Source organism: Rhodococcus sp. NCIMB 12038, assembly GCF_002165735.1.
Lineage (GTDB): Bacteria > Actinomycetota > Actinomycetes > Mycobacteriales > Mycobacteriaceae > Rhodococcus_F.
The window spans coordinates 12,035-33,876 of the sequence record NZ_NHML01000030.1 but is presented as its reverse complement, the minus strand read 5'-3'; the positions used below and the strand labels follow the sequence as shown (position 1 = coordinate 33,876).

Sequence of the window (21,842 nt, the reverse complement as noted above, 5' to 3'; positions counted from 1 at the left end):
GATACGGTGGTCATCGCGGCAGCCCCAGAACTCGTTCACTGATGATGTTTCGTTGGATCTCGGACGTGCCCGAGAAGATCGATGCCGACCGGCTCTCGAGATACTGGTATCGCCAGTGCTCTCGGTGGGCAGCTGTGGCGTACCGCAGGCCGACGGCCGTGATCTCCTGCCACAGTTCGCTCCACAGGACCTTCAGAATCGACGTGGCACGCACGAACTCGGCCTCGTTGTCCTCGAGGTGCACGGCCTTGGAGATCTGCCAGCGCACCAGTTCGGTGCGCCGGTCGAGGTCGGCGAGAACGTCGGCACGACGCGGATCGTCGCCGCACATCGTGAGGAGCAGGTCCATGTCGGCCCGCATCTCCACGTAGCGACTGGCCGCCTCGACGCCGCCGCGCTCGTTCATCAAGGTCGTCATCGCGACCCGCCATCCGGAGCCTTCCTCGGCAATCAGCTCGTCGTCGGAGACGAAGACACGGTCGAAGTGCACCTCCGCGAAGTGCGTGCCGCCGGAGATCTGCTTGATGACGCCGATGTCGACACCGGGCTGATTCATGTCGAGCAGGAACATCGACAGGTTCTTGTGCCGGGGTGCGTCCGGGCTCGTCCGGGCGAGCATCAGGCACCGATCGGAGTAGGCGGCGAAACTGGTCCAGATCTTGCGGCCCGTGATCTCGTAGCCACCGTCGACCTTGTCCGCGCGGCAGCTGACGCCGGCGAGATCGGATCCGGCACCGGGTTCGGAGAACCCCTGGCACCACGTCTCCAGTCCCTGCAGGATCGGCGGCAGGAATCGTTCCCGCTGCTGTTCGGTGCCGTGGGCGATCAATGTGGGGGCGGTGAGGATCCTGCCGATGCGAGCGAGACCGTCAGGGGCCTGGGCCTGCGCGGCGAGCTCGCTGAACGCCACCTCCTCGGCGAGGCCGAGTCCTTGACCGCCGAACTCCTTGGGCAGCGACAGGCCCGAGTACCCCGCTTCGTACAGCTGGCGATCCCACTGGCGTCGGATATCGATCGCTTCGTGCTCGTCCAGCGTCCCGCGGTGCTCGCGCCATCTGCGTGGCACGTTCTCCTGCAGCCAGGTCCCTGCCTCCTGCGCGAATGCGGAGCCAGAAGTGGTTGAAACCTTGTGCGTCACGTGTTGACACTCCGTTCGTAGTCGGGGACTTAATCTCCCAAACGATTGTTAGATAAGCTAGAATCGATTCGACACTGTGTCAAGAGCCACATAAGATATCCACCAAACGTACGGTTGCATCAGCGCAGCTGAGGGGATTCCAGTGCCAAGAAGTTCGAGTTCGACAACCACGCCTCGCCCAGCAAAGGGCGAGCGCCGAAATCGCGATGCCGAAGTGATGGAGGCCGCGGTCCGCATCTTCTACGAGAAGGGTTACTCAGGCGCATCCCTTCAGGATGTGGCGAACGAGGTGGGTGTCCTCAAGGGCAGCCTGTATTACTACTTCGACTCCAAGGAAGATCTGCTTCTCCGCATCATGAAGGAGTCGCACATCCAGTCCGAGTTGATTTTCGACAGGGTGTCGGCCAAGGGCCTCGATCCGCTCGACGAACTGGACGAACTCCTCCAAGAGCTCATGCAGTGGTACTTGGACAATGTCGAGCGCGTCGCGATCTACTTCAACGAAGGACGGCGCCTGACAGGTGAGCGTCTGGAAGAGGTCGAGGCCGCCGGACGTCGATTCGAGCAGCATTTGTACAACCTGCTCAAGCGTGCCCAGAAGAGCGGTGCAATCGAAGATGTCGATCTCCGCTTGTCCATCCGTTTCATCCTGGGCTCCCTGAACAGTGTGCCGACCTGGCACAAGCCGAGCTCGCAACGGCGGCTCTCCGACAAGGCCATCACCCGGCAGTTCGCCCAGATGACCATCAAATCCATGAGCCCCTGACCGGGGCTCTCTCCCCCGAGAGACTCCCATGACCTGTATCACCATCGCCGAGTGCGTCGACGAACACGCCTCCCACCAGCCTGATCACGTCGCCCTCGTGGCACCGGACGGGCGCACTCGGAGCTATGCCGACCTGTCACAGACCGTACGCGCGCTCGCCCGATCGCTGTCGCGCCTCGGCGCCACCCACGGTGACCGGATCGCCGCGATCGTCGACGACGGTATCGAGTACGTCGAGCTGTACCTCGCGGCTGCGCGGCTCGGTGCCATCATGGTCCCGATCAACACGCGTCTCACGGTGGCCGAGGCGTCCGTCCTCGTCGACGACTGCACTCCGCGCATCGTGGTGTGGAGCGCAGATCACGCGCACATCGCCGGCTCACTGTCCGTCCAGAACGCGGCGTCGGTGGCGATCGGCCCGATTCCGGACGATGCTCCCACCGGCACCGTCGCATTCGATTCCCTCGTCCGCGACGGAAGCGCGCTGCCCGAGGTCACGACACCGGTCGACGGCGACGATCCGTTCATCATCGGATACACCAGTGGCACCACCGGCAGACCGAAGGGTGCTGTCATGACGCACCGCAGTGTCGCCGCCATCGCCGAATCCAACAACCGCGCGTACCGGCTGCCCGAACGGAGCGTCTGCGCGCTCACCGGGTCGATGTCGTTCGTCGCGACGGTGCCTGCCCACGTTCTCACCCACCTCCGCTTCGGTGGAACCGTCGTCATTCTCGGGAAGTGGTCGGTCGCTCAACTGATCGACACCATCGAGCGCCACGGGGTCACGTTCACCTACATACCGTCGCCCCTGATCGAGGAGTTCGCCCGGGCCGCGGGGGCGTCGCGCCCCCGCATCGCCGGCCTCCGCTGCGTGCTGCACTCGGCGTCGAAAGCAGGCCCGGACAAGTTGCGCCTGCTGTACGACGTTCTGGGCGACACCTTGATCGAAGGCTTGGGCATGACCGAGAACTCCGGGGGCTTGATCACCGCCACGCGACCCGGGGACTTCGAACCCGTCGGCCCTGCGGCAGATCCGTTCGCATCCGTCGGCCGGGCCGTGGAGGGAACCGACGTGAAGGTCGTCGACAAGGCGGGCAGCGAACTACCCCGCGACGGTTCGTCCGTCGGCGAGATCGTCGTCCGGTCACCGTCACTGATGCGCGGCTACTGGAACATGCCCGATGCGTCCGCCGCTGCCCTCGTCGACGGCTGGTATCACACCGGCGATCTCGGAAGCATGGACGCGGCTGGATTCGTGTACGTCAGCGACAGGCGCACCGATCTGATCGTGAGCGGCGGAATGAATGTCTACCCGTCGGAAGTGGAGACCGCCATTTCCGGCCACCCGGCGGTGGCCGAGTGCGCCGTCGTCGGCGCGCCACATCCGCGCTGGGGACAATCGGTAGTTGCCGTCGTCGCCCTCCGTGAGGGTGCAGCACTCACCCTCGAAGAACTGCAGGATTACTCGCGGCGCACCCTCGCGTCGTACAAGAAGCCCACCAGGCTCGTGATCGTCGACGCCCTTCCCCGGACGACGAGTCTGAAGATCCGACGGAACGTGGTCCGCGATCTGGTGCTGTCCGCGTAGTCCCACCACGGCCGCGCACTGGCTGACGACGAAGCCCCCGAGCGATTGCTCGGGGGCTTCGTCGTCGGTCCGATGTGTTGCTTCTCAGTGATTCTTGCAGGCGTCGACCGACCAACCGGGCTGAGCGATCGACAACGACGTGACATCGCTTGCACCGCGGGCGATGTCCTGGATGGTGCGGACGATCTCGTTCTCGCTCCGCCGCGGGTCGGTCCGGATCGGACCGGCGGCGAGCATCGCGTCGACTTCCTCGTCGGACGTCATGAATCGCATCAGCAACTCTTCGTCGCTGATACCCGGCGTGAACTTCGACCGGATCTCGCCGAGGCTGGGCTGCGGACGGACCCAGCCCTGGAACTCTTTGGCTCTCGACGAGTCGAGAATCTTGTCCATCACTGCCGGATCGACGTTGCGAATCAGTGGTCCGTAGTGACCCATCGCGTATCGGATGACCTCGTCCGGGATCAGCTTGTAGCGTTCCCCCGTCACGACGTTCAGGACTGCTTGGATGCCGACGAACTGGCTGAACGGGGTCGCCATGATCGGAGATGCCAGTTCCTGACGCACCCGGGGAATCTCCTCGAGCACTGCGGGGAACCTGTCGGCCATACCGTGCTGTTGCAGCTGACTGATCAGCGTTCCGGTCATACCACCAGGCAATTGGTGGTCGTAGATCCTCGGGTCGTATTCGGCAGGCACCGACGGTTCGAAGCCGGCATCACGCGCGGCCCACTCGAAGTTGGTCGCCACGGGTCCGAACGTCGACTTGTCGAGTCCGTGTGTGTGTCCCATCGACTCGACGATGGTGGTCATCGCCTCCGTCGATGGCAGCGACGGTCCGTTGGCCATCGGCCGGGATGCCGTGTGGAGGATCGTGAACCCTGCCTTGATGCCCTCGATGTAGTTCAGCGGTGCGAGACCGGTGGTGTTGTGGCAGTGCAACTCCAGGGGAATCGTGCCGGTGGCGGCGCGGATCGCAGGCAGCAGCGTCGCAGCCCGTTCGGGCTTGAGCACGCCGGCGGCGTCCTCGATGTAGATGCTCTGCACGCCTTCCCACGACGCCATTTCCTTGGCTCGCTGGGCGAAGAACTCGTCGTCGTGCGCGCCGGTCAGTCCGTACATGACGGCCGGAACGGCGACACCTCCGTTGTCGTGGATCACCTTCGCGAGCCGATACATGGTCGGCATGTCGTAGAGGCAGTCGTAGATCCAGAAGCTCGTCACTCCGTGCTTGATCAGCGTCTGGATCCACAGATCGATGATCGAATCGGGCGTGTGGTTGAACCCGATGACGCTGATGGTGCGCATGCCGCAGCGGACCACATTGTTCTTCAGTCCCTGGGTGAGAAAATCCGTTGCAGCCCAGGGGTCGTCCTTGAACGTGCGCAGCAGCACCGTGAACATGCCGGGTCCGGTCAGATCCACCACGCGGTAGCCTGCGCGGTCGAGGTGTTCCAGGGCGTCCGCTGCGTGATGCGGGCGCATCTTCAAGCCCCACAGGCTCTGCTGCCCGTCTCGCAGTGTCTGGTCGACGAACTCGATCGTTGTCATGAGATCTGCTCCTCCCAGGTCGGCAGGAACTCGTTCTCCAGCCATTTGGTGGTGACGGGACTGTGTTGGAATGCCTTGTCCGCCATGAGGGCGGAGTGCAGCGCCACGGTGGTAGGCACTCCCTCGACGCGGAGCTTCCCGAGGGCGCGCCCCATCAAGTCGATCGCGTCCTCTCGGCTGTCCGCGTGGACGATCAGCTTTGCGATCATGGAGTCGTAGAACGGTGGAATCGTGGCACCGGAGAATGCATAGGTGTCGACGCGGATACCCTTGCCCTGTGGCGCGACCCAATGGTCGATACGCCCGGGACAGGGCAGGAAGTTGTTCCGTGCGTCCTCGGCGTTGATCCGGCACTCGATGGCGTGTCCGACGAGTGTCACATCGTCCTGACCGAAGGACAGCGGAAGGCCTCGAGCGACGCGGAGCTGCTCGCGAACGATGTCGACGCCGGTCACCATCTCGGTGACCGGGTGCTCGACCTGCACACGCGCGTTGACCTCGAGGAACACGAAGTCGTTGCGTTCGGTGTCGACGAGGAACTCCACGGTCCCTGCCCCGACGTATCCGAGGCCTTTTGCGAGATCCACGGCGGCATTGCGTACGCGCTCGAGCAGGTCCTGCGGAAGCCCGACGGCGGGGGCCTCCTCGACGAGCTTCTGGTAGCGACGCTGCGTGGAACAGTCTCGTTCGCCGAGGTGACAGACGTTGCCGTGAGTGTCGGCCATGATCTGCACCTCGACGTGGCGGGCGAACTCCACGTACCGTTCCAGATAGATGGTGCCGTCGCCGAAAGCGCGCTCGGCCTCGTTGCTCGACCGCGAGAAGTGCTTTTGCACGTCGTCCCGGCTCCGGATCACCGTCATGCCGCGGCCACCGCCGCCGGCGGACGCCTTGAGCAGAAGTGGATAGTCGTTCAGTTCGTCGGCTGCAGCGAGGGCATCCTCGACGGTCAGCAGACCGGCGGTTCCCGATCCGGTGGGAATACCCAGTTCGTTCGCGGTATGGCGCGCGGTGAGCTTGTCACCCGATCTGCGCATGACCTCGGCCGGCGGGCCGATGAACGTCACGCCGCTCTCGGCGCACGCCTCGACGAGATCGGTTCGCTCCGAGAGGAAGCCGTAGCCGGGGTGGATGGCATCGCAGTCCGCGGCGAGTGCCGCCGCGACGATGCGATCGACGGAAAGGTAGCTGTCGGACGCCGAACTCGGGCCGATGACCACGATCCGGTCGGCGAGCTGTGCGGCCAGAGAGTCCCGGTCGCAATCGGAGACCGCGAGAACGCTCTCGATCCCCTCGTCGAAGCATGCACGGACAATGCGTACCGCGATTTCGCCGCGGTTGGCGATCAGTACTCTGCGCACGACTCATGCACCCCGGGGAGCGATAGTGAACAGCGGGGTTCCGAACTCGACCTGAGTGGCGTTGTCCTGGTGAATCGCGACGATGGTGCCGGCAACCTCGGCGGTGACGTTGTTCATCAGTTTCATGACCTCGACGATGCACAGGGTATCGCCGGCGTTCACCTCGGAACCGATCTCGACGAACGGCGGCTGTCCTGGTTGCGGGGCCTTCCAGAAGACGCCGACGCTCGGGGCCGTCACCACGTGGCCGTCGACGTCCGGCGCGTTCGGCGTCGGTGCGGCCGCGGGTTGAGCAGGCACCGCGACCGGTGCGGGTGCCGGTTCGGGCGCAGGAGCAGAAGCCGGTACGGCGACCGGCACCGATACGGGTGCGGCTGCCCTGGCACCGTTGGCCGGTGCCGCTGCCGTTGCCGGCAACAGATCGGTGCCGTTGCGTCCGAGGGCGATGCGAACGTCCCCGACCGTCACCACTGCCTGATCCCACTCGGATCCTTGCAGTGCGAGGACGATCTCTCTGATCTCCTGATGAGTCAGGCTCATGTGTTTCTCCTGGTAACTATCCCGACCGACGGGAATGGGTGTTCGAAGTCGTGTACTTGTTTCGGCGATCGCGTCAGTTGAGGGCTGTCGCAAAGGCCCCGTAGGCGCCCTTGCAGAACACCAGGGGCGACACGTCCGGCGCAGCCTCGATGGCCTCGACCTTGCCGAGCACGATCATGTGATCGCCCGCCTCGTACTCGCGCCACAAGGTGCAGTCGATCCAGGCGACAGCCCCTCCGAGCCCTGGACCGCTCGCGCGCATCTCCCAATCGATTCCCTCGAAACGGTCGATCCCCTTGCGCGAGAAGTTGCGCGTGAGGTCTGCGTGATCCTCTGCAAGAACGTTGATGCAGAACTTGCCTACCGTCCGGATCGGCGGCCACGTGCTCGACGTGTGCGCGACGCTGAAGCCGACGAGTGCGGGGTCGAGCGAGATCGAAGTGAAGGAGTTGCAGGCCATACCGACGGGCGCTCCGTCAACGGTCGACGTCACGACCACGACACCGGTCGGAAGGTGACCGAGCACGCGCCGGAACTCGGCTGCGTCGATGATCGGCTGGTTCATGTATTGGCCCCTTCGTGACGTGCAGTAGAGCTGCTATTCAAACGATTGGTTGGTAGATTCACTGTATGTGATTCCGACCTCACCCGTCAATGGGGGTCACGCGATCGCGACCGCGTTCGCCGGAGAGCTCACCGCTCCCTCCAAAGGCAGAGGTGCCGCGGTGAACAAGAAGTCCCAGCGTCCGCGTTCTGCGCAGTGGGATGCCAGGTCGTCGAAGTCCAGCAGTTCGGCCAGGACGAAACCGAGCGCCGGGATCAGTCGGCGATGCAGAGACCCGTCCTCACGATTGCCGGGCGCGCTTTCCACCGCCGGATTGTCGGTGCACACCGCCGCGAATCCGGAATCCCACAAGAATCGCGCCATCGGTTCGGCTGCGGACAGCCCGGAGAATCGGTCACCGGCGGTCGACATGTCTCGCCCCGCCGCCTTGCGTGCGCGGTACTCCGCAGCCCAGCCGGTGCGCACACACAAGATGTCGCCCGCCTCGAACGTCACTCCCTGCGCCTGCGCAACCGCTTCGAGATCCGTCACCTGCAGGGTCGAGCCGGCGAACGAATCCCACTCGGTACCGGTCCGCTCGAAATGACCGGCAACGTCGAGCAGAACACCCCGGCCCACGATCCCGCGGCGCGACCAATGGTGCACGCTGAGCGCGCTCCATGCCTCACCGTCGTCGGTGATCCCGCTGAAGTATCCGTGCTCACGGGCACGGACATGCCCCAGGCCGTCCCACTGCGACGCCGACTGCGGATTGAACGAATCGATATTGTCCTCGAAGGTGTTCCGCCCGGCCTCGAAGACCTGGTGCTTCACGCTCGGGCGGTCGAACAATGGCGGCTCGAACGTCGACAACGGGAGGGACAGGCCGAACGTCCGCCCTGTCGACACCGACCGCGCACCGCGGGTCACGGACTCCTCGTCGAGCCGGTCGAGCGTTCCGAACTCCGCAGGCAACACCCCCCAGCTGTGCCGGACGCCGAGCGTTCCCAGTTCGGGAAGTTCGTCATAACGTGGTTCTTGCCGATCAGTCATTTCTGCGTTCATTTCTCTCGTGTCGAACCGTGACCGCGGAAACCAGAATCGGCCCGCCCGGACCGCAGAGCGGGCAGGACGGGCCGACGTGGGTGCAGTCGAGGATTTTCAGTGAACCTGTGCTGCGAACAGGGGTGGGATGACCGCCAGTTCGTCGCCGGTCGACTTCGGGTCGATGTAGTCGCCGAGCTCGCGGATCGTGTCGACGTTGTCGCGAAGATCTTCGGGCGTGTGGTTCGGATCGAACCAGCCCTCCCCCACGACGAACGCAACCCGCGCGACCTTTCCCGACGAGGTACTGAAGATCTCACCGTTCACCGTCGTCGACTCGTGTGCGAGCCACAGCACGGTGGGCGAGACCACCTCGGACGGCCCCATCGGGATCTTTCCGCTGCGGAGTTCTTCCTGCCAGTCCGCGGACTCCTGCTCGGCACCACTGAAGAACGCATCCCGGTTCATCCGCGTGATGGCCATCGGTGCAATGGCATTGACGCGGATTCCGAGCTCTTCACCCTCGAGCGCGAGGCTCTTGGTCAGGCCTGCGACCGCCAGCTTCGCGGTACCGTAGTGGCTCAGCTGCGGACACCCCGCGAATCCTGCATTCGACGTGGTGTTGACGATGACGCCCTTGCCCTGAGCACGGAACACGGGCCATGCGGCTCGGGACATGAAGTAGGCGCCGTCGACCGTGACCGACTGCATCCGATGCCACTGGTCGTCGGTGAGATCTCCGAACAATCCGTAGGAGATGATGCCGGCGTTGTTGACCAGGATGTCTACCCGTCCGAACGCTTCGGTCGCCGTGGCGATTACGGCGGCGGCACCTTCTGCGTCCGCGACACTGTGTGTGTCGGCGACCGCCGTTCCTCCGGCAGCGACGATCTCGTCGACGACCGTCTGTGCAACGCTGACATCGGTGCCGTCTCCGCCCGATTCGACACCGAGGTCGTTGATCACGACGCTAGCTCCGCGAGCAGCGAATTGCAGCGCGTGGTCGCGACCGAGGCCGCGACCGGCCCCGGTGACGACGACGACCTGACCGTCGAAGCGCATCTCCGTACGGCTGTCAGCCATAGTCGTGGTACTCCGTGATGACTCCGTTGTCGACCGTGAACCGGGTGCACAGATCGAGGCGCACCGTTTCACCGGTCTGGGCCCAGCCCGGCACGTCCGCGATCGCGGTTGCCACCCACGACTGCTCGACGAGGACGGTGTTGTCGTCCACGACATGCAGTGCGCGACGGTTCTCGAAGTGCTTGTTCGGGAACGCTCCGGCGAAGGATGCGAGTAGATCGGCGAACGCCTGGGCGCTGTCGAGCTTGACGCCGCGGTTGTGGTGCTCGACCTCGAGGTCAGGGGCGCTGACTTCGAGGATGGCGGCGACGTCGCCGCTGTTGTAGGCCTCGATGAACTTCTCGACGACGGCAACCGCCGGCGACGTCCGGGCACTCGATGTCTGTGTGGTCATCGTGGACCTCCTCTCGTTTCGGATCTTCGATGTGGTCGTGCCGTCAGCCCAGCTTGGGAGCGACTTCTTCGGTGAGCAGCTGGAGCGAGTAGTTCCACGGCTTGACGTCGTCGAGGTAGTCGTGGCCGTAGACGAGCGTGGTGCCCCAGCCGCCGGTCGCCTCGCAGACGGAGTTGAGCTTCTCGGCGACCGTGTCGGGCGAACCGACGATCCAGACCTTTTCGACGATGTCGTCGATGGTGACGTCGGCCATGTCCATGTCGGGGAGCATCGCCTGGAGCAGGCCGAACTGCTTGTACACGGGGACGAGGTATTCCATCCACGCCTTGCCGATGCCACCTTCGACGGCCAGCTTGCGGGCCTCGGCGTCGGTGTCGGCGACGATGATGTCACGCACGACGCGGAAGTTGTCGCGGTCGACCGTGATACCGGCCTCGTTGGCCGCCTTCTCGTAGGTGTTCCAGTGATTGGCGATGGCTGCTTCGCCGGCGTACACCGAGAGCGCGTTGTACCCGTTGCGGCCCGCGAACGACAGGGACGGCGAATTGGGGGACAATCCGGCGAGTCCGATCTCGACCTTGCCACCGTAGGGAGCGGTGCTCCGGTACTCGTGGTGCTCGTCGTTCTCCGGGTAGCCGGCGCTGTAGAACTCGCCGTCGAACTGGAACGGCTTGCTCTCCCAGACCTTGTTCATGATCTCGAGCGCCTCGGTGGTGCGCTTGTGGTTGGTCGACATGTCCTTGAAGCCGCGCAGCTTCGCGTCACTGGGGTAACCGCCCGAACCGATGCCGAGGATGTAGCGCCCCTCGGTCACGTGCGTCATCCAGGCGACCTGAGCAGCCAGGGTGGCCGGATTGTGGTACGGCAGCAGGTGGGCCCCGGGACACAGCTTGATGTTCTGCGTGTCGCGGGCCGACGCCGCGATGACGAGTTCGGGGCTGACGATCGACTCCCACGACATGGTGGCGTGCTCGCCGATCCAGTACTCGGTGAATCCGAGGCGGTCGCACTCGATGGCCTGGTCGACCGCAAAGTCGAAGACCTGTCGAGGGGTGCGCTCCGGGCGCATGAACGGGGTCTGGAACATCGCAAACTTCACGGGGTTTACCTTTCAGCGAATGGTCACGCTCTGTGTGTGATGGCCACCATACCACCAACCGGTCGTTAGACAAGGGGTCGGCGAAAATTTCTCGAATCGGTTGGTCGTCGGCAGCCGCGGTGTGAAAACGATTGGAGAGCAACGCGATAGAGGTCCACCGCGCAATGAAGCCACGACCCCGCATGGGAGCCGCAAAAATCCCCGGGCAGGAGTCAGTCGGTCTCTGTGTACTCCGAGACCACTCCCGGGAGTTCGTGCCGACCGTGAATGCCCAGCTTCACGTAGACGCCCTGGAGCCGGTTCTCGACGGTGCGGACCGATATGGACAGCTGGGTGGCGATGGCCTTGTTGGATCGACCGGACGCCGCGAGTAGTGCGGTTTCCTTCTCCGCCACAGTGAGTTTCGAGCTCCAGTCGGCACTGCTCAGCGACAGCGTGACCGGATTCTCACACTTTCCGGCCAGGACGTTGGCGCGCAGACGGCACGCAGTGGCGCGTCGTCGGTCGCCGCGATTCTGCCAGATGGGCGCAGCATCCGCCGCCGCTTCCGCGGCGAGCAGTGTTGCACCCATCCGTTCGAAGCGCTCGCTCACCTCGCCCAGTTCCTCCGGGTCGACGGCGTCGAGAGCGTGGATGTGTGCCACCCGCGCCGACACGAGGTCGCCCTCGATAGCCCGTGACAGCGACGTGCACAACTCCCGGGCACGACGCGGTGCGCCGGTGCGAGCGAGGCTGTGAGCCGCCGCGATCGCGCCGACCAGATCACCGATCCTGCACCCCTCGGCGACCGCCCGCTCGAAGTCGGCGTGCGCTCGACGAAGGTCACCGGACAAGGCGTTCACCCAGCCGGACGAGTGAATGGGATCGACCCCCATGAACCAGGTCGAGGGCAGACCGGAACTGTCCAGATCCGTCAGGTATTTCCTTCCCTCCTCCGGGGCCCCCGCCATGGCCTGCGCCATGGCCAGGTAGTAATCGCAGAACTGGGCGAACTGGGGACGTCCCAGTTGCCGGTAGATCGAGATCGCGGTCAACAGCAACCGGATTGCACGATGCGGGTTACCGCAGTCGGCCACCGTTTTTGCGCGTTGCCAGCAGAACAGCGCCTGCGCTTCGATGGCCTGTTGGTCCACCGCCGCCCGGTATTCGATTCGCCCGATCTCCTCGGCTCTGTCGAACCGCCCGGCGTGGGCATGTGCCTCCGCCTCGTAGAAGCGATGCATGCACGGGTACCAGTCCATCGGCTCGTCCAGCTCGAGCTGAACACGATGGCCGAGCGCAGCGGCGTCGAGTGCGTCGGCGATGCGTCCGGTGCGGGCGAGGCTGTATGCCCCGGGCATACATGCCCACACCAGGGCAGACCCGGTCGCCTCCTGCAACAGGCTCTCGGTGAGAGCAACTGCGCCGGCGGGGCCTTCCTTGCCGAGGATCAGCGCCGCACGGCGTGCGGCGATGTCGTTGACGTACGGGGTACCGGCCAAAGCGCGCTCGGCCTCGTACGCAACGTCGAGCCCCTCCTCTACTGTGCCTGCGTAGATCGCACGGTGGTCCAGCCTGGCGACCGCGACGCGGAACACCTCGTCCACACTGCCCGCGGCGTCGGCGAGAGCCGACAGCAGGCGCGCCGATTCCCGCGTGTTGCCGCGGAGTCCTGCGAGTTGGGCACGGAGTATGCGAGCGTCGAAGTTCGCTTCCACGCTCAACACCGCCGACACCATGCGTTCGGCGAGGCCGAAGTCGTAGTGCCACCGCGCGATCTGCGCCGCCGCCAGCATCGTCCGCGGGTCCCCGCCACCACCGAGCAGACGCCATTCCGCGATTCGCATGAGTCGCTGGTCGGTCTGCGGGCCGCCGTGCTCGAGGGTGTCCGCCAGCCGGCGCACCAGCTCCCGCGACCGCAGTAGCGGCAGGCTGCCGCGGAGCACCTCGCTGTAGAGCGGGTGCGCCGTGCGCAGCTGGAGGTCGGTGCCGCCTACCTCGGTGACCACCAGACCCTTCTGCTCGAGCTGGTGTGCGCACTCCATGGTGCTCAGCCGTTCGATCTCGGGCAGGGCGAGCGGTTCCCCGAACGCCAGATATGCCAGCAAAGTGTGCTCGTCCGGGGTGAGGACGCCGATGCGGCTGGTCACCAACTCCACCAGCCGATCCGTTGCCTCGAACTCCCCCTGCAACCGCCAGATGCCGTTGTCTTCGCGCAAGGTGCCGCGTTCGTACAGGCTGATCACCAGCTCGCGCAAGAACAACATGTTGCCCTGCACCTTGCCCGCGAGGTACGCCATGGTGGCGTCGTCCACCGGGCCGCCGAGTGCGCGTCTGATCATCTCCTGGATGTGGCCGGTTTCCAGCCCTTCGACGTCGAGGCGGTCCACGAGTTCGTTCTTCCAGAGGCCCACCACGTGTTCGGGGGAGGTTTCCTTGGTGCGGTAGGTGGCCAGGATGGTCACCCGGTCGGTATCTGCCAGCTGGTAGAGCAACGTCGCGGACATGTCGTCCACCAAGTGGATGTCGTCGACGAGCAACACGAGCCGCGCCGGCAGGTACTGCTCGACCAGCGTGTTGGCACACCGGCTGAGCAGGTCGGCCCGGTCGTTGACCGCGCCACTCTTTCCCGCCCACGCCGAGGTGGGCAGGATCGGGGCGAACACCCCCAAGGGGATGCCCGAACTCGCAGTGGTGGCGCTGATGCGCACCGTCTGCACACCCTCCCGGACCAGCACGTCGAGTACCTCACCGGCAAGACGGCTCTTGCCCACGCCGGCCGGACCCGCGAGCAGCACACTGCGCTTCGCTCGAATACGAGCGCACACGTCCTCGACCTCCGCCGTCCGACCGATCAACGGCCACGGGTCGGTGATGGAACGGGGTGCACTCTTCGACGTCGTTGTCATTAAACCCACCCTTCGGGTGGACACAGCCTACTGTCGGTTCCGGTTACGACGCCACGGGTGCCGGCAACGCCGCGAGGACCTCTCGTACCCACTCCTCCGCAATCTCCTCCGGGTCGTCACCACTGGACGCATCGTGCCGGGCGGTCTCACCGACCTGCTCCGCACCCAGCGTGGTCAGGAGCGTGGCTGCGGTTTCACCCGCCTGGTTGAAGGTGGTGTAGTAACTGTCGCCGAGACCGAATACGGCGAAGCGAACACCGGTAAGGTCCGGCTTCGATTCGGTCAGCGCCTCGAAGAAGTCCGCCCCGCCGCCGGCGAAGTCACCTTCACCGTGGGTCGCGGTCACGAGGACGACGAGGTCCGCTCCTCCAGTCAGTGCATCCGGCGTCGTGTCCGCGAGGTCGTGAACCTCGGAGTCGACGATTCCCTCGAGTACCTGGGAGATCGCCGTCGCGCATGCCTCGGCGTTTCCCGTCTCGGTCCCGTACAGGATCAGTGCGTTCATTTCTCCTCCTTGTGTCCGACGGCGTCGGCTGTCGGGTTTTCAGCGTGTGTCGGCGTCATACGTTCGTCCGCGAAAGTTCTGGCGAGGTCGAGCATCGTGACGAAGTCGGACACTTTCGTGCGGCATCGGCCGTGTGCTGTGCGCGACGCTTCGACCGCGTCGATCCGCCGCCACCCGTCGAAATCGACGGTATCGGGGTGCAGGTCGGCCCCGAGCGCAGAAAGACCTGCCTTGGCCGGGATGATCGTGCCCCTCTCCACGTCCTCGACGATCCGAGCACACACCATCTTCGCGTCCAGGCGATTGGCCGGGATACCGCCGGTCGGTCCGCGGCGGAACCATCCGGAGCAGTACAAGCCGGAGTCCAGCAGGCCGCTGTCGAGGTCGGACACATCGGACTCGAGACGAGTTCTGTCGACCTCGTGGCGCAGTCCGTGCCCGAACCCGACGGCGGTCACGATGCTGTCGGTCTCGATTACTCTTTCCGTCTGCTGCGACTCGGTGTCCACGAGCCGCAGCAGGCGGCCGGCCGGGGTGGACTCGATGGATTCCGGCGTCCACCCGAAGTGGAAGCTCACGTGGACTCGTGGCGACGGTGGCGCAGTCCGCCCGGTCAAATCGAGTAGTGCCTCGATCTTTGCCCGAACCTTCTTGTCTTCGTGCCCGAACTCGTCGACCGCGTCGACATCGAAGACGGCGTCGTCGATGTCCGCGAGCTCACGGATCATCACGCTGTCGAACTTGGCGGCGGACGCCGCCGACCGTCCGACCACGTGGATGCGGGAGGGCTGTTTCTCGACCCGCCGCGGATCCAGATCGCTGCCGGCGAACGAATCACGGTGTTTGGCCAGGAGCCGGAGAACATCCACCGCCACGTTGCCGTTGCCGACGATCGTCGTCGTCTCTCCGAAATGTGGTGCGAAGAAGAGCTCGTCCGGGTGCGAGTTGAACCATCTCATGATCTGCCCGGCCCCGTAGACGCCGTCGCCGTCGACGCCGGGAAGGGGACGATCCGCACCGAGCCCCGCCGCGACGACCACGACGTCGAACGCATCCTGGAGCTGCTCGATCGAAAGATGCTTCCCCACTTCGACGTTGCCGACGAAGTGCACGCCGCCGTCGGTGAACAGTCGGTCGAATTGCCGAGCGACCGCCTTGGTTCCCTGGTGGTCCGGAGAGACGCCGTACCGCAACAGTCCGTAGGGAACCGGGAGTCGTTCGAAGACGACGATCTGCGCCGCCGCCCATCGCTTGCGCAGCATCTGCGCGGTGTAACAGCCGGCCGGGCCGCTGCCCACAATGGCGATGGACGGTTCGAGCTCGCCGATCGCCCGGGATCGGAGTTCACTCATGCCAGTCGCTTACCTTCGGGAAAGACGATCGGCACGTGCAGCATGCCGGCGACCTGGCCCATCAGCCACTCGCATTCCTTGTTCGGGTCGAGCGAGAACTCCGGGATACGCTTCAGGAATTCTCCGATCGCCACCCGCGCCTCGACGCGGATCAGATGTGCGCCCAGGCAACGGTGGATTCCATGCCCCAGCGACAGGTGCCGATTCGGCTCGCGCTCGATCACGATGTTGTCGGGGGAGTCGAACATCGAACGATCTCGGTTGGCGACGGCGAACCACAGCATGGCCGTCTGGCCCGGCTTCATCGTGACGTCACCGACGGTGACCTCTTCGGTGACGAGGCGGCCGACCATCGCGGGAGCGTAGAAGCGCAGAAGCTCGTCGACTGCGCCCGGGATCTGTTCGGGATGGGCAATGAGACGGCGACGCAGCTCGATGTCCCACGCCAGGCGCCAGAAGACCGAGCTCAGGAAGCGTGCGGTGTTGTCGATGCCGCCGAGAAGCAGGATTGTGAAGAAGCCGATCAGGTCGTCTTCGGAGAGGCTTTCACCGTCGACCTTGGACATGATGACACGCGACATGATGTCGTTGCCCGGGTTCTCGCGGCGCTCGGCGATCAGATCGCGGGCGTGCTGCACCAGCTCGCCGAAGATCGCGGCGCCTTCCTCCGGGTTTTCCACATGCGTGATGGCCCAGACCCACCGGCGGTAGGTGTCGCCGTCCTCGGGCGGAAGGCCGAGGAGAATGGCCGTCAACCGCGCGGGGATCTCGTCGGCAAGCCAGGTGGCCGCGTCGCCTTCACCGCTTTCGATGCGCTCATCGATCAGGTCGTTGGTGGTCTGACGCAACTGCTCGGTGAAGAGGTCGGTCGCCTCCGGGGAGAACGGCTTCGCCACGAGCTTGCGGTACTTCTTGTGGACGGGGTCGTCCTGTCCCGCCAGCATCAGCTCGAATTCACCGGTTTCGTAGCGCGGAAACGTGACGCCCTTGTTGGAGAAGGCCTTGGTGTTCTGAATGACGGCCTGGGCTTCCTTGTATCCGGCAACCACCCAGTGCCCGCCGTAGGCCTCGCTCCAGGCGATGGGGGTGCTCTCGGCTTCATCGCGCAACGCCTCGAAGAAGGCGTGCGGTGTGCCGTCCGGACCCAACGGCGTGTGGTAGTGGTCGGCGTTCGTGAACAGACTCGTCGAAGCGACTGTCGCAGTCATCGGTGCAATGTCTCCTGCCTATTGGACGGGTCACGATGTCGCCGAGCCGGCGGACGTCGCGGCGCTGTTGTCAGCAGGCGTGGCGGGTGTCCCCCACCGCTGCCTTCACTCCACTGTGATGGGCATCACCGCACAAATGCAGAGTAGTGACTACCCGACTTTCCCCACCGGCTCTACCCTTGCGGTCTTTGCCGTAGTGACCGAAGTTGTGTGGTGCATGCCACACGTCTCCCGGAAGGCCGGGCGTGGCAGCCGTCATCGCATTTCCTCGAACCAAGGAGCAAGATTTCTATGACCGGCAGACTCGAAGGCAAAGTCGCTCTTGTCAGCGGCGCAGCTCAGGGCATGGGAGCCGCCCACGCTCGTGCAGTGGTCCGCGAAGGCGGACAGGTCGTCATCGGCGACATCCTGGACGACCTCGGCAAGCTGCTCGCGGACGAACTCGGCGAGAACGCAGCCTTCGTCCACCTCGACGTCACCAGCGAGGACGACTGGGCGAATGCCGTCGCGACCGCGGTCAGCACGTTCGGGAAACTCAATGTGCTGGTCAACAACGCCGGCATCGTCAACTTCGGGTTCCTCGAGAACTACTCGGTGGAACAGTGGAACACCATCCTCAACGTCAACCTCACCGGGTCGTTCATCGGTATCAAGGCGGCCCGCGACGAACTCGTCCGGTCGGCCCCGGCCTCGATCATCAACATCTCGTCCACAGCAGGTCTCACCGGTAGCGCGGGCCAGCACGGTTACGCGGCGTCCAAGTTCGCGTTGCGTGGTCTGACCAAGTCTGTTGCCGCCGAACTCGGTGGAAAGAACGTGCGTGCCAACTCGGTGCACCCGGGCACGGTCAAGACGCCCTTGACCGAGGGAATGGATCTGTCCTCGCTCGCCGCCCCGATCCGGCGGATCGGTGAGGCCGACGAGGTCGCGAACCTGATCGTCTACTTGGCCTCGGACGAGTCGTCGTACTCGACCGGCGCGGAGTTCGTCGTCGACGGCGGACTCGTGAACTGCGCGGGCGCAGTCGTCGACGAGTAGGCGGGGCAGCACACGGCACAGCCACACAGCACGACGTCCGGACGGTCGACCGTCCGGACGTCGTGCTGTCCGTCGTTGCCGGACTGCGTGCATGCCGAAGTCGCCGCCGGGCAATTCCCGGCGGCGACGCGTGGTGCAGTCTCAGGAGTGGTTGCGCTCCAGACGGTCGATGATCCGGCGGACACTGAGCATCTTGCGGAGCGGAAAGTGCAGTCCGACTTCCCATGTGAATCCGAGACCGCCGTGGACGTGTACCGCGATCTCCGCCGCATCGATGCACCGGTCTACCGCGAAGAGCGCCCCACGGAACGCGTTGGCCTCCTGCTGCGATCCCCAGATCAGCGCGGTGTCGGCAGCTTCCACGTCGACAGTCGCGGTGGCCAGGTTGTGCTTGACCGCCTGGAAGGACCCCACAGGTCGGCCGAACTGCTCGCGTTCGTTCACGAACGAGAGTGAGTCGGCGAGCAGGCGTTCCGCTCCCCCGAGCACTTCGGCCGCGAGAACGAGGGCCACCTCACGGGCCGCCTCCGCGGTGAACCTCGTGGCGGTGGGTGCGTGAATACCGCGCCCGACCAGGTCCAGGCCGTCGACCTCACCGGCGGGTGCCCCGGTCACTTCACCCTCGATGTCACCGAGTGCCGTGGCCACGACGATGCCGTCGACTGCGCCGAACGGGACGAGCGCCCCGTCCCCCAGCGGCAGCGCGAAGGTGACCGGCCCATCGACCTCCCGCGCGGCGGCGGCCAATCGCTTGGCCAGCAGGCTGGGCAGCAGGGGCTGCGGGATGCTTCCATACCCCCAGGCCTTCGCGATGGCGACCAGATCCCGTGTGCTCGCACAGGTGTCGTCCTCGACAATTCCCGCAAGGTCCCATCCCGCATCGGCGATCGCCGACCACGAGATGGGCGGCTCGGGTTCCTCCACATACGTGGCGATGGGGGCGTGAGAGGTGGCTCGTTTGACGAGGTCTCCGATTCCCTCGGCACCCATCAGTCCGTACTCGTTCGGAAGGGTCGTCATCGCGTACCCGGACGAGGGGTTCTTCTGTTCGACGGTGGTCACTTCGGAAGTCCTAACACTCGTTCCGCGAGGATGTTTCGTTGGATCTCACTGGATCCGCCGTAGATGGTCACGGCGCGCGATTCCAGGTACTGGTAGGACCAGTGCTTCTGCTGAACGACCGGCGCATGCGCGACACCGAGCCGGGTCACGTCCTGCCACAGCTCGCTCCACATCAGCTTGAGCACGGCGCCCGCCCGTGCCAGAGCACGCTCGTCGCCGGCAGATTCCAGATCGGCGACCTTCATCAACTGCCAGTGGACCAATTCCGTGCGGATGTCCAGATCCCTGAGCCTGGAGGCGTATTCGGGATCGTCGCCCAACACGTCGAGGAGCGCGTCGACGTCGGATCGGATCTCGACGTAGCGCGCGGCGGTCTCGATGCCGCCACGCTCGTCACCGAGCACGCGCATCGCGACCTTCCAGCCCTCCCCGTCGTCGCCGACCCGGTCGGAATCGGGAACGAAGACGTTCTCGAACCGGGTCTCGGCGAAGTGCACCGCCCCGGAAATCTGCCTGATGTCGCTGATCGAGACGCCGGGCTGTTCCATGTCGACGAGGAACATGGACAGGTTGCGGTAGCGACCGGCGTCAGGCTGCGTCTGAGCGAGAACGAAGCAGCGGCGCGCATGCTGGGCGAACGAGGTCCACGTCTTGCTGCCGTTGAGGAGGTAACCGCCGTCGACCCGACGGGCCCTGGCCTGGATGTTCGCGAGATCCGAACCGGCCTGCGGCTCGGAGAAGCCCTGGCACCACACCTCCTGCCCGTTCATGATCGACGGTATGTACCGAGCCCGCTGCTGTTCGGTGCCGAGCGCAATGAGCATCGGCGTGACCAGGGACTTTCCGACACGTGCGAGCCCGTCCGGCGCCTGCGCCTTGCCCGCGAGAACGTGGAAGACGATCTCCTCGGCCAGCCCGAGGCCCCGGCCGCCGTACTCCGACGGGATGGACAGTCCGGAGTAGCCGCCCTCCCACAGGGTGAAGTCCCACTGCCGGCGGAATTCGTCCATCTCGTGACTCGTCAGCGTGCCCCGGCTCTCCTTCCACCGGGCGGGCACCGCGGTACTCAGAAATTCCTCGGCCGCCGACGCGAACCGGTCGATGTCACGGACGGGGTCGAGTGTACTTGTCGTCATGTTTCCAACCATCTGATCTGCACGTTCGGACGTGGGTGTCGTGTGAATCGAATCCCTTGCAGCCGAGGTCATGTCGTCTTCCCGGCGGCACGCACGCTGAAATTCGGAGTCGAGACGGCGAACGAAGTGCTCGCAGCCGGAGTCTCGATGAGATCGACCAGGGACTCGACGATGTTGTTGCTGCTACGCCGACGATCGACCCGCAGCGGGCCCTTCGCGAGCATGGCGTCCACTTCTTCGTCGGACATCATGAATCGGATCAGCAGTTCCTCATCGGAGATGTCCGGCGCGAAACGGGCGCGGATCTCCTTCAACGACGGGTCGGGGCGCTCCCACGACTGCAACTGCTTGGTCCGCGGGTTGGACATGATCTTGTCCAGCACCTCGGGATCGATCGGGGAGGGCACCGGACCGTAGTGCCCCAGGACGTAATGAATGACCTCGTCGGACACCATGGAATAGGGCTTGCCGGTGACGATGTTGAGCACCGCCTGGACACCGACGAACTGGGAGAAGGGCGTGGCCATGATGGGGGAACCCAGTTGGACCCGCACTTGGGGAATCGCCTCCAGAACCTCCGGGAAGCGGTGGCCCATGCCGTGTCGCTCGAGCTGGTTGATCAGCGTGCCGGTCATGCCCCCGGGCAGTTGGTGCTCGTACATCCTGGGGTCGTACTCGGCGGGCACACCGGTGGCGCGGCCGGCCTCTCGTGCGACCTGCTCGAAGTGCTCGGCGACGGGCCCGAATGTCGAGGTGTCGAGGGAGTGCTTGCGGCCGAGATGCTCGACGATCGTGGCCATCGCTTCGGTGGACGGCAGCGACGGCCCGTTGGCCATCGGGCGCGAAGCAGTGTGCATCCGCGTGAAACCGCTCTCGATGCCGACGATGTAGTTGTGCTGGGCCATGTTCGTGGTGTTGTGGCAGTGCAACTCGAGGGGCATGTCACCGGTCGCCTGCCGAATTGCCGGGAGGAGCGTACGCGCACGTTCGGGCTTCAGGATTCCGGCGGCGTCCTCGACGTAGATGGACTCGACACCCTCCCACGACGCCATCTGGCGCGCGCGCTCGGCGAAGTAGGCGTCGTCGTGTACGTCGGTCAGCCCGTACATGATCGCCGGGACGGGTTGCCCGCCGGCGTCACGCACAACGTCGACCATGTGCTTCATCAGGTCCATGTCGTACAGGCAGTCGTAGAGCCAGAAGCTGGTGGATCCGTGCTTGATCAGCGTCTGGATCCACAGGTCCATGATTGCCTGCGGCGTCGGCGCGAAGCCGACGCAGCTCAGGGTACGGAGTCCCGAGCGGATTTCGTTGCCTTTCAGCCCTGCCACAAGGAAGTCCAGGGTCGCCCAGGGGTCGTCGCCGTATTCACGGAGCAGGACGGTGAACATGCCCGCGCCCGTGAGGTCGATGGTGCGGTAGCCGGCATCCTTCAGGTACGGCAGTGCGCCGGCGGCCTCGTAGGCACGCAACCGCATCCCCCAGAGGCTCTGCTGCCCATCTCGAAGGCTCTGCTCGACGAATTCGATGTTCACGTGGTTT

At 65.0% G+C, this 21,842-nt stretch carries 19 protein-coding genes; 3 read left to right on the top strand and 16 right to left on the bottom strand.

Annotation, left to right across the window (positions count from 1 at the left end):
• Positions 1 to 10 precede the first annotated feature (10 nt).
• Complete coding sequence (locus tag CA951_RS33275; protein ID WP_087560939.1) at positions 11 to 1,138, bottom strand: acyl-CoA dehydrogenase family protein; 1,128 nt, start codon at positions 1,136 to 1,138, stop codon at positions 11 to 13.
• Positions 1,139 to 1,280: 142 nt separating this feature from the next.
• Between CA951_RS33275 and CA951_RS33270 the strand changes: the two genes are divergently transcribed.
• Positions 1,281 to 1,904 (top strand): TetR/AcrR family transcriptional regulator, encoded by a 624-nt coding sequence (locus CA951_RS33270; protein ID WP_143543140.1) that lies wholly within the window; start codon positions 1,281 to 1,283, stop codon positions 1,902 to 1,904.
• Positions 1,905 to 1,932: 28 nt separating this feature from the next.
• Positions 1,933 to 3,495, top strand: coding sequence for a class I adenylate-forming enzyme family protein (locus tag CA951_RS33265; RefSeq protein WP_087560937.1), 1,563 nt, complete (start codon positions 1,933 to 1,935; stop codon positions 3,493 to 3,495).
• Between the two features lie 84 nt (positions 3,496 to 3,579).
• Here the strand turns inward: CA951_RS33265 and CA951_RS33260 are convergent, their stop codons facing one another.
• The 12 genes from CA951_RS33260 to CA951_RS33205 form a co-directional block, all read right to left on the bottom strand.
• Positions 3,580 to 5,046, bottom strand: coding sequence for a carboxyltransferase (locus tag CA951_RS33260; RefSeq protein WP_087560936.1), 1,467 nt, complete (start codon positions 5,044 to 5,046; stop codon positions 3,580 to 3,582).
• The gene (locus CA951_RS33255; RefSeq protein ID WP_087560935.1) at positions 5,043 to 6,407 is read right to left on the bottom strand and encodes an acetyl/propionyl/methylcrotonyl-CoA carboxylase subunit alpha; all 1,365 of its coding nucleotides are present in this window, start codon (positions 6,405 to 6,407) and stop codon (positions 5,043 to 5,045) included. Before CA951_RS33255 ends, CA951_RS33260 begins: the two co-directional genes overlap by 4 nt.
• A 3-nt stretch (positions 6,408 to 6,410) precedes the next feature.
• A complete protein-coding gene (gene accB, locus CA951_RS33250; RefSeq protein ID WP_087560934.1) occupies positions 6,411 to 6,947 on the bottom strand; it encodes an acetyl-CoA carboxylase biotin carboxyl carrier protein in 537 nt (178 codons plus the stop codon).
• 73 nt (positions 6,948 to 7,020) lie between these two features.
• Positions 7,021 to 7,512 (bottom strand): flavin reductase family protein, encoded by a 492-nt coding sequence (locus CA951_RS33245; protein WP_087560933.1) that lies wholly within the window; start codon positions 7,510 to 7,512, stop codon positions 7,021 to 7,023.
• Between the two features lie 96 nt (positions 7,513 to 7,608).
• Positions 7,609 to 8,544 carry a cyclase family protein gene (locus CA951_RS33240; protein ID WP_087560999.1) on the bottom strand — a complete coding sequence of 312 codons (936 nt, stop codon included), beginning with the start codon at positions 8,542 to 8,544 and terminating at the stop codon, positions 7,609 to 7,611.
• Between the two features lie 108 nt (positions 8,545 to 8,652).
• Positions 8,653 to 9,618: an SDR family NAD(P)-dependent oxidoreductase gene (locus tag CA951_RS33235; protein WP_087560932.1), complete on the bottom strand. Its 966-nt coding sequence runs from the start codon at positions 9,616 to 9,618 to the stop codon at positions 8,653 to 8,655.
• A complete protein-coding gene (locus CA951_RS33230) occupies positions 9,611 to 10,012 on the bottom strand; it encodes a nuclear transport factor 2 family protein (RefSeq protein ID WP_087560931.1) in 402 nt (133 codons plus the stop codon). The genes CA951_RS33235 and CA951_RS33230 overlap by 8 nt, the downstream gene beginning before the upstream one ends.
• A 43-nt stretch (positions 10,013 to 10,055) precedes the next feature.
• The gene (locus CA951_RS33225) at positions 10,056 to 11,111 is read right to left on the bottom strand and encodes an LLM class flavin-dependent oxidoreductase (RefSeq protein ID WP_087560930.1); all 1,056 of its coding nucleotides are present in this window, start codon (positions 11,109 to 11,111) and stop codon (positions 10,056 to 10,058) included.
• Between the two features lie 212 nt (positions 11,112 to 11,323).
• Positions 11,324 to 13,999, bottom strand: coding sequence for a helix-turn-helix transcriptional regulator (locus tag CA951_RS33220; RefSeq protein WP_087560929.1), 2,676 nt, complete (start codon positions 13,997 to 13,999; stop codon positions 11,324 to 11,326).
• A 43-nt stretch (positions 14,000 to 14,042) separates the two neighbouring features.
• Complete coding sequence (locus CA951_RS33215) at positions 14,043 to 14,504, bottom strand: flavodoxin domain-containing protein (protein WP_087560928.1); 462 nt, start codon at positions 14,502 to 14,504, stop codon at positions 14,043 to 14,045.
• On the bottom strand, positions 14,501 to 15,856 hold the full coding sequence (locus CA951_RS33210) for an FAD-dependent oxidoreductase (RefSeq protein WP_087560927.1): 1,356 nt from the start codon (positions 15,854 to 15,856) through the stop codon (positions 14,501 to 14,503). The genes CA951_RS33215 and CA951_RS33210 overlap by 4 nt, the downstream gene beginning before the upstream one ends.
• Positions 15,853 to 17,064, bottom strand: a complete 1,212-nt coding sequence (locus CA951_RS33205; RefSeq protein WP_087560926.1) for a cytochrome P450 — start codon at positions 17,062 to 17,064, stop codon at positions 15,853 to 15,855. Before CA951_RS33205 ends, CA951_RS33210 begins: the two co-directional genes overlap by 4 nt.
• Positions 17,065 to 17,355: 291 nt before the next feature.
• Here CA951_RS33205 and CA951_RS33200 point away from each other — a divergent pair, with 291 nt between their 5' ends.
• Entirely contained in the window at positions 17,356 to 18,102 is a 747-nt protein-coding gene (locus tag CA951_RS33200) for an SDR family oxidoreductase (RefSeq protein ID WP_087560925.1), read from the top strand.
• A gap of 141 nt (positions 18,103 to 18,243) precedes the next feature.
• On the opposite strand, the gene CA951_RS33195 is transcribed toward CA951_RS33200, so the two are convergent.
• The 3 genes from CA951_RS33195 to CA951_RS33185 form a co-directional block, all read right to left on the bottom strand.
• Positions 18,244 to 19,164 (bottom strand): acyl-CoA dehydrogenase family protein, encoded by a 921-nt coding sequence (locus CA951_RS33195; protein ID WP_087560924.1) that lies wholly within the window; start codon positions 19,162 to 19,164, stop codon positions 18,244 to 18,246.
• A complete protein-coding gene (locus tag CA951_RS33190; RefSeq protein ID WP_087560923.1) occupies positions 19,161 to 20,300 on the bottom strand; it encodes an acyl-CoA dehydrogenase family protein in 1,140 nt (379 codons plus the stop codon). Before CA951_RS33190 ends, CA951_RS33195 begins: the two co-directional genes overlap by 4 nt.
• A gap of 68 nt (positions 20,301 to 20,368) precedes the next feature.
• Positions 20,369 to 21,835: a carboxyltransferase gene (locus CA951_RS33185; protein WP_087560922.1), complete on the bottom strand. Its 1,467-nt coding sequence runs from the start codon at positions 21,833 to 21,835 to the stop codon at positions 20,369 to 20,371.
• Between the last annotated feature and the right edge of the window lie 7 nt (positions 21,836 to 21,842).